This is a genomic window from Streptomyces sp. NPDC058534 (assembly GCF_042717365.1).
Taxonomy (GTDB): domain Bacteria; phylum Actinomycetota; class Actinomycetes; order Streptomycetales; family Streptomycetaceae; genus Streptomyces.
Window position 1 is genome coordinate 1 of sequence record NZ_JBHXNW010000146.1, and the last position, 8,701, is coordinate 8,701.

The window sequence follows — 8,701 nt, forward strand, 5'->3', positions numbered from 1 at the left end:
AACCCCACCACAGGCGAGCCATTCCACTCCACGATCATCCGCTCGCGAACGAGCGGTGACACCACTGCGACCTCACCCAGAGGTGTCTCCGGCGCGCTCTCCAGCGCGTCGACCAGGCTTTCGGCCGCGTTCTGCAGCAGCGCACACACCAGCTCCGGATCCCCCGGCGCCACCACATCAGCCGTCACGCCGAACGCGGACCCCAGATCATCCACCGACACCGACAACGGATAATTCGTCCGGTCCTCGCTCGACAACATCGCCACCCCGGCAAGACCACCATTCCTCCCGCCACCCCCGCCGCCCCGGCGGGGCAGACTGCCATGACGGTAGTTCAGCAAAGACGTAAACAACGGAGCCGAAGCCGGTACCGCACTGCCCTTCTGCGCCACGGCGAGCGGGGCGTGCTCGTGCACCAGCAGGCCGGCCAACTGCGCCTGCATCGCCCGCACCGCACCCACCACATCAAGACCCGCCACATCCACCCGCACCGGCAACGTGTTCATGAACGGACCCGGCACCCGATCCGCACCCCGCCCAGAATTCATCCGGCCCAGCAACACCGTCCCGAACACCACATCCGACCGACCCGCCAGACCCACCACCACCCGCCCATACGCCACATGGAACAACGTCGCCGGACTCACCCCCAGACGACGAGCCTGCTCCCGGATGCGCCCCGCCACGGAGTCGTCCACCCTCAACCGCGCCGACTTCACCGTCGACCCGTCCCCATGGGTATCAGCCAGGCCGAACGGCAGCGTCGGCTCCGTCACATCACCCAACAGACCTGAGAAGTACTCCTCGTGCTCCGCACGCGAGACCCCCAGCCGGGCCTGGGCCACAAAGTCACGGAACGGCAGCGGCACCGGCAACTCGTCCCCGCGCCCGGCCATGAACGCCCCGACCTCGCCCAGCACCACCTCAAGCGCCGTATGGTCCTGCAACAGGTGATGGACCTGCACCAACGCCACCCACCGACCCGGCCTCCCCGGCTCAGGCGCCACGTGCACCCGCAGCAACGGTGCCTGCCGCAGGTCCATCCATCGACCGGCTAGCGCCAGCAGCTCAGCCTTCGCATCTCCGCCGTCTGACAACGACACCTCGGTGACCGGAATGACCGCACGCCTCCGGACCACCTGCAACGGCTCCGGCAGTCCCTCCCACACGAGCCCGGTCCGGTAAATTTCGTGCCGGTCCACCACCCGCTGCAACGCTGCCAGGAACCCGTCCAGCCGCTCACGGCTGTCGAAGCCCAGCACCATCGGCACCAAGTAGACGTCCGCCTCGCCGACCCCGGCCAGCAGGTGGTGGAACAGGATGCCTTCCTGCAAGGGTGCCAGCGGATACACGTCGGCGACGTTCGCCGCCCCACCGTCGACCGACTCGCAGAGCAAGTCGATCTGCGCGGCCGTCAGCTCCACCAGCGGCAGCATCTCCGGCGTAATCACCTCCACACCCTGCTCAGGAATCCCGTTCGCCGGCACCTCCACCACACCCCCACCACCACCCGCAGCTGCCAGCGCCACCGGCGTCGGCGCCTCGAACAACACCCGCACCGACACCCCGAGCCCACGCTCACGCAACCGCTGCACCAACGACACCGCCAACAACGAATGCCCACCCAGCTCGAAGAAGTTGTCCTCCACCCCAACTCGTTCAACGCCCAGGACATCCGCGAACACCTGACACACCAGCTCCTCAGCCACCGTAGCCGGACCCCGCCCACCGCCAGACGAATACCCCGGCGCGGGGAGCGCTGCCCGGTCCATCTTGCCGTTCACCGACAAGGGCAGCTCGTCTAGCACCACGACGGCAGAGGGCACCATGTAGTCCGGCAACCGCTCAGCCACAAAGCTCCGCAGGTCACCATCCATCGGGCCGTCGCCCTCGGGCACGATGTAGGCGACCAGGCGCTTGTCACCCGGCACGTCCTCACGGGCGACGACAGCCGCCTGGCCCACCCCGGGATGTGCGGCCAGGACGGCCTCGACTTCGGCTGGCTCGACCCGGAAGCCACGGACCTTGACCTGATCATCCGCCCGGCCGACGAATGCCAGTTGCCCGTCCACCGTCCACCGCGCCAGGTCACCGGTCCGGTACATCCGCTCACCCGCACCACCGAACGGGCACGCCACAAAGCGTTCCCCGGTCAGCCCCGGACGCTGGTGATAGCCACGGGCCAGCTGCACGCCAGCGACATACAGCTCGCCCGCCACCCCAGGCGGCACCGGCTCCAGGAACCGGTCCAGCACATACACCCGCGCATTCGGCACCGGCCCACCCACCGGAGGCACACCCACCCCACCCCCAAACACCTGCCCGGCGGTGACCATCACCGTCGCCTCCGTCGGCCCATACGTGTTCACCAACACCCGGCCATCCGCCCACACCCGCGCCACCTCGGCCGAAAGGAGTTCCCCGCCCACAAGGACCTGCTCCAGCTGGGGCATCCCCGCCGGGTCCACCACGCTCAGGAGAGACGGCACCACACTCGCCACCCCCACCCCCTCCCGCACCACCAAGTCAGCCAACAACCCCACATCCGCCCGCTCGGCCTCCGACGCCACGACGAGGCGGCCACCCGACGCCAACGTCACCGCGACATCCAGCACCGAACCGTCAAACCCGAAAGACGCAAACTGCAACACACCAACACCAGGCCCAGCACCCAGCACCGGACCCAAAGCCGCCACCAAACCCACCACCGCACCCTGAGACACCACCACGCCCTTCGGCACACCCGACGACCCCGACGTGAACATCACATACGCCGCCACACCCGGCCCACCGAGCACAGGACGCGCCACTGCCGCGGAAGCCACCCCCGCATCATCCAGACACACCACCGGCACACCCAGACCATCCGGCAACCCCCCGGCCAGAGCCCCGACGGTCACCACACACACCGGCTCCGCCTCCGCCAGCACCACACCCACCCGCTCCACCGGATACGACGGATCAACAAACACATACGCACCCCCCGCCTTCCACACCCCCAACAACGCCACCACCACATCAACCGACCGCTCCAACACCACCCCCACCACAGACTCCGGCCCCACACCCCGACCCACCAACACACCCGCCAACCGACCCGCCCGCTCATCCAACTCCCCATACGACAACCGCTCATCCCCACACACCACCGCCACCGCACCCGGATCCCGCACCACCTGCTCCGCGAACAACTCCACCCACGTGACATCAGGAACCGGCTCGACGGTGGCATTCCACCCCGCCACCACCTGATGCCGTTCCGCCTCCGACAACACCTCAACCTGCCCCACCCGCACCTGCGGATCCTCAACCACAACCGACAGGACCCTCACCAACCACCGACCGACCCGCTCCACCGTCCCCGCATCAAACAGATCCACCGACCCCGTCACCGACCCCCGCAACCCCCCAGGACCACCCTCACCACCAACCACCTCACCCAACGACACATCAAGATCGAACTTGGCTGCCCCCTGTCCGACAGACGCCGGCGCCACCCGCAGCCCAGGCAGGTCAAGCTTCGCCTGACCCAGATTCTGTACTGCCAGCATGACCTGGAACAGCGGGTGCCGCGCCAGCGACCGGTCCGGCGCCAGCACCTCCACCAACCGTTCGAACGGCACCTCCTGATGCTCCAGCGCCGCCAGGCTTGTCTCCCTCACCCGCTCCAGCAGCTCGCCGAAGGTCGGGTCACCCGACACATCGGTGCGGAGCACCAGGGTGTTGACGAAGAACCCGACCAGGTCGTCGAGGGCCTGGTCGGTACGGCCAGCCACCGCCGTACCGACGGGAACGTCCTCGCCCGCACCGAGCCGGGACAGCAGCACCGCCAGCGCGGCCTGCACCACCATGAACAGGGTCACGCCCTGCTCCCGCGCCAGCGCCACCAACCGCGCATGCACCTCCGCCGGAACCTCCACCCTCACCGTGTGACCACGATGTGAGGCCACCGCCGGCCGCGGCCGGTCGCCCGGCAGTGCCAGCTCCTGCGGTGCCCCCGCCAGCGCATCGCGCCAGAAACTGACCTGCCCGGCCAGCACACTGCCTCGATCACCCTCATCACCCAGCAGCTCCCGCTGCCACAGCGCGTAATCCGCGTACTGCACCGGCAACGGCTCCCACGCCGGGGCCTCACCCGCACACCGCGCCGCATACGCCACCGAGATGTCCCGCGCCAGCGGCCCCATCGACCACCCATCCCCCGCAACGTGATGCACCACCACCACCAACAGATGCACATCCGCACCAACCTCAACCAACAACGCCCGCAACGGCACCTCAACCCCGAGATCGAACCCGCGCCCGGTCTCCTCCGCGACCAGACCCGCCACCTCACCCTCGGCAGCCCGCACAACGCGGAGCACCTCACCCACCTCTGAAGTCGCCAACACCTCCTGATAGGGCTCCCCGTCCACCACCGGGAACACCGTCCGCAGCACCTCATGCCGACCCACAACGTCATTCAGCGCCGCCCGCAACGCAGCAACATCCAGCTCGCCCTCCAACCGCAGCCCCACCGGCATGTTGTACGTCGCGCTCGGCCCCTCCAACTGCGCCAGGAACCACAACCGCCGCTGAGCAAACGACAACGGCACCCGTTCAGGCCGCTCCCAAGGCGTCAAGCTCACCCGCGCCACACCCGCACCCGCAATCCGCGCAGCCAACCCCGCCGGCGTCGACGCCTCGAACAACGCACGCACACCCACCTCGACCCCGAACACCAACCGCACCCGCGACACCAACCGCATCGCCAACAACGAATGCCCACCCAAATCGAAGAAGCTGTCCTCCACCCCCACTCGCTCAAGAGTGAGGACGTCCGCGAATACGCCACACATCAGCTCTTCAGCCACCGAAGCCGGTGCTCGCCCGCCACCGGCCCCCGTGTACTCCGGCGCCGGCAGGGCCGCCCGGTCCACCTTTCCGTTCACCGAGAACGGCAACCCGTCCAGTACCACCACCGCGGACGGCACCAGGTGATCCGGCAGCCGCTCGCTCACGTACGCACGCAACCGCGCAGACAGGTCGTCGTCACGCACACCGTTGCCGCTCCTGGGGACCACATATGCTGTCAACCGCTTGTCGCCGGACGTGTCCTCTCGGGCGATCACCACCGCCTGAGCCACACTCGGATGGGCAGCCAACACCGCCTCGACCTCACCCGGCTCGATCCGGAAGCCACGCACCTTGACCTGGTTGTCCGCCCGGCCGATGAACACCAACTGCCCGTCCTTGGTCCACCGGGCCAGATCCCCCGTCCGGTACATCCGCTCCCCCGGCGCACCAAGCGGGCACGCTACGAACCGCTCCCCGGTCAGGTCCGGCCGCCCGTGATACCCACGCGCCAGCCCGGTCCCGGCCACATACAGCTCCCCCGCCACCCCCGGCAGAACCGGCGACAGACCAGCGTCGAGCAGGTAGATGCGCGTGTTGTCCATCGGCCGGCCGATCGGCAGCACCGACGGGACCGCATCGGCATCCCCAACCAGGATTTGGGTCGCACACAGCGTGATTTCGGTCGGCCCGTACACCTGCCGCACCGCAGCTCCTGGAGCAGCCTCCAGTACCGCCGCCACCGCTGCCGACGGAACCACGTCCCCACCTGTCAGCACCTCGCCCACCCCGGCGAAGCATCCCGGGTCCTCCTCCACCAGCATCCGCAGCAATCCCGCGGTCACATGCACACGGTCGAGCCCGTACTCCGCCACCAACGACCGCAACACACCAGCGTCCAACTTGCCCGCCGGGGCCAGAACCACCGCTCCACCAGTAGCCAGCGTCACCCATGTCTCAAGCACCGACGCATCGAACTCATACGGGCCGTGCCCCAACATGCGCCCCGGTTCTCCCCAGCACTGATCCACCACCAGCTCAGCCAGATCCCGTTGGGTCACCACCACACCCTTCGGCCGTCCCGTCGATCCAGACGTGAACATCACGTACGCCGCCGCCCGGGGCTCAGTCGGCACCGGCACGCCCGTCGGCTCCACCTCGGCCAGCTCCGTGACTACCGCCGGGTCGTCCACCGCCACCACCGGCACCGTCAGAGCACCAGACAACCCAGCGGTCAGGCTGCTGACCGTGACCATGCACACGGGCCCGGCCTCCGCCACCAGCAACGCCACGCGCTCTTCCGGATAAGAGGGGTTGATGAACAGATAAGCGCCCCCTGCCTTCCACACCCCCAACAGCGCCACCACCGCATCCACCGACCGCTCAAACATCACCCCCACCACCGACTCCAACCCCACCCCACGCGCCCTCAACACACCTGCCAACCGCGACGTCCTCTCATCCAACTCCCCATACGACAACTCCACCTCCCCACACACCACCGCCACCGCGCTCGGATCCCGCACCACCCGATCCGCGAACAACTCCACCCACGTCACATCCGGCACCGGCTCAGTGGTGTCATTCCACCCCGCCACCACCTGGTGTCGTTCCGCCTCCGACAGCACCTGGACCTGCCCCACCCGAGCCTGCGAGTCTGCGGCCACCAGCGTCAGGACCTTCACCAACCGCTCAGCGACCGCGTCCACGGTCCCCGCGTCGAACAGATCCGCCGCCCCGGTAACCGACCCCCGCAACCCCCCAGGACGACCCTCCCCAGCAACCGTCTCACCCAACGACACATCAAGATCAAACTTCGCCACGCCCAACCCACCGGTTACCGGCGCCACCCGCAGACCGGGCAGGTCCAGCCTGGCCTGGCCTTGATTCTGGAGAGTGAGCATGACCTGGAACAGCGGATGCCGTGCCAGCGACCGGTCCGGTGCCAGCACCTCCACCAGGCGCTCGAACGGCACCTCCTGATGCTCCAGCGCCGCCAGGCTTGTCTCCCGCACCCGCTCCAACAACTCGCTGAACGTCGGATCCCCCGACACATCCGTACGCAGCACCAGCGTGTTGACGAAGAACCCCACCAGGTCATCGAGGGCCTGGTCGGTGCGGCCGGCCACCGCCGTACCGACAGGAATGTCCTCTCCCGCACCGAGCCGGGACAGCAGCACCGCCAGTGCGGCCTGCACCACCATGAACAGTGTCACGCCCTGCTCCCGCGCCAGCGCCACCAACCGCGCATGCACCTCCGCCGGGATCACAACCGACGCCGTATGACCCCGATGGGAGGCCACCGCCGGCCTCGGCCGGTCACCCGGCAACACCAGCTCCTGCGGAGCCCCGGCCAACGCATCCCGCCAGAAACCCACCTGCCCGGCCAGCACACTCCCCGGATCACCCTCATCACCCAACAACTCCCGCTGCCACAGCGCGTAGTCCGCATACTGCACCGGCAACGGCTCCCACGCCGGGACCTCACCCACACACCGCGCCGCATACGCCACCGAGATGTCCCGCGCCAACGGCCCCATCGACCACCCATCCCCCGCAACGTGATGCACCACCACCACCAACACATGCACACCCACCCCGACCTCAACCAACAACGCCCGCAACGGCACCTCAACCCCGAGATCGAACCCACGCCCGGTCTCCTCCGCCACCACACCCGCCACCTCACCCTCGGCAGCCCGCACAACCCGCAACACATCACCCACCTCTGAAGCCGCCAACACCTCCTGATACGGCTCCCCATCCACCACCGGGAACACCGTCCGCAGCACCTCATGCCGACCCACAACGTCATTCAGCGCCGCCCCCAGCGCAGCAACATCCAGCTCGCCCTCCAACCGCAGCCCCACCGGCATGTTGTACGTCGCGCTCGGCCCCTCCAACTGCGCCAGGAACCACAACCGCCGCTGAGCAAACGACAACGGCACCCGCTCAGGCCGCTCCCAGGGCACCAACCCCACTCGCGCCACACCCGCACCCGCAATCCGCACCGCGAACCCCGCCGGTGTCGGAGCCTCGAACAACGCACGCACGCCCACCTCAACCCCGAACACCAACCGCACCCGCGACACCAACCGCATCGCCAACAACGAATGCCCACCCAAATCGAAGAAGTCGTCCTCCACGCCAACCCGCGTCAGCCCCAACAGGTCCGCGAACACACCACACAGGATCTCCTCGACCGCAGTCGTCGGCCCCCGCCCGCCATCGACCGTCCCGTACTCCGGATCGGGCAACGCCGCTCGATCCACCTTGCCGTTCACCGACAGCGGCAACTCATCCAGCACCATCACCGCGGAAGGCACCATGTAGTCAGGCAGCCGTCCGTCGGCAAAGGCACGCACCTGCCCGGCAAAGTCGTCGTCATCATCCGCACCGGCCCCGTTAGCGGCGACCACATACGCGGTCAGTCGCTTGTCACCGAGGCCAACCTCGCGTGCGACCACGACCGCCTGGCCCACCCCGGGATGCGCCGCCAGAACCGCCTCCACCTCACCCGGCTCCACCCGGAAGCCACGCACCTTCACCTGATCATCCGCCCGGCCCACGAACACCAACTGCCCGTCCGCAGTCCACCGAGCCAGATCCCCCGTCCGATACATCCGCTCACCCACACCACCGAACGGACACGCCACGAACCGCTCCCCCGTCAACCCAGGCCGCCCCTGATACCCCCGCGCCACACCCGCCCCCGCCACATACAACTCCCCCGCAACACCCGGCGGCACCGGCTCCAAGAACCGATCCAGCACATACACCCGCGTGTTCTCCAACGGCCGGCCAATCGGCAACACCCCCGGCACCAACCCCACATCCCCCACCACCCACTGCGTCGCACACAACGTCA

Annotated in this window: 1 protein-coding gene; it reads right to left on the minus strand. The window is 68.3% G+C overall.

Annotation, left to right across the window (positions count from 1 at the left end):
- The coding region (locus tag ACFWR9_RS41935) for an amino acid adenylation domain-containing protein (RefSeq protein WP_383852722.1) at positions 1-8,701 on the minus strand (8,701 nt) is incomplete at both ends.